Origin of the sequence: Bergeriella denitrificans NBRC 102155 (assembly GCF_001592185.1) — a bacterium.
Taxonomy (GTDB): Bacteria; Pseudomonadota; Gammaproteobacteria; order Burkholderiales; family Neisseriaceae; genus Neisseria; species Neisseria denitrificans.
In genome coordinates, this window is sequence record NZ_BCWL01000347.1 from 1 (window position 1) to 994 (window position 994).

The 994-nt window shown below is 46.0% G+C and carries 1 protein-coding gene; it reads right to left on the bottom strand.

The genetic code is table 11. The features are described from left to right. Nucleotides 1–2: 2 nt before the first annotated feature. Nucleotides 3–902, bottom strand: coding sequence for an IS256 family transposase, variant Zn-binding type (locus BDE01S_RS10720; RefSeq protein ID WP_416178187.1), 900 nt, complete (start codon nucleotides 900–902; stop codon nucleotides 3–5). Nucleotides 903–994 lie beyond the last annotated feature (92 nt).

Genomic DNA, 994 nt, shown 5'->3' on the forward strand with positions numbered 1-994 from the left:
CCTCATTTGCATGAGAAATAATCTTTAATAAACCTCACCTTACATTCCATGCTCATGCCCTGATGACACCTCAACTTCTGCTTCAAATCCGCAAACCTGCCGTCAAGCAAATTGGTCGTATTCGGAATGTCCAAATCAGGATAATCTTCAAATACAAACAAGTACGGCAGGTTCCTTTTCAAGCTGAAATATGCGCTTCTCAGCCTTTTGTGGGTGTAGCCTGATTTGCCGGTTTCTTCGTTAATGCTGCGTTCGTTGAGAAAGGCTTTATGCTGCCCGTACCATGTCTCAAAAGCAGCATGGAAGTCTTTTTTGGTACTGTGTTTTAGACTTAATGCCAGTTGCCGCAATGCTTTACCGGCCTTCGTTTTCGGGTTGCGCGTCAGATAACGGTTCAGTATTTGAACTTGGTGGAAATGACACAGCTGCGTTGGCGTATCGGGATACAGTTGCATCAACCCTTTACGTCCGTCGCAAACAATGCTTTGTATTTCAATGCCTTTGGCTTTTATCTCAGCTAATGCTGCGGCATAAAGTGCATTGGTTTCATATTGCACTTCACCGACAAACAATGCCTGTTTGGTCATACCGTCGTATAACACCATGATGCCGAACGTTCTGCCGAAGTAGGTGGTGTCCATGATGATGTTGGCTTTGGCGGGGGCGGCGTATTGGGATTTTGCGGTGTATTTCTTCAAATAACGTAAGATGGTTTTACGGCTGCAACCGTAGTGTTGTGCCAGCTGTAGGGCGGTTTGTTTGCCTCGGGTATATTCTTGCCACAGTGCGTCGGGATTGAGACGCCTGCCGCCGTCAAAACGTCTGCCGCAGGTGTTGCATTTATAGCGTTGGTGTCCGTTTTGCCAACCGCTTTTTTTGACCTGTTTTGAGCCGCAGGAAATGCATTTTTTGTGTTCAAAACCTTTGACTACCTTAAAAAGCTTATAGCATAAGGCTTGCGGGGATTTTTAGCTCCTTTTTTGTCCCTTACGCC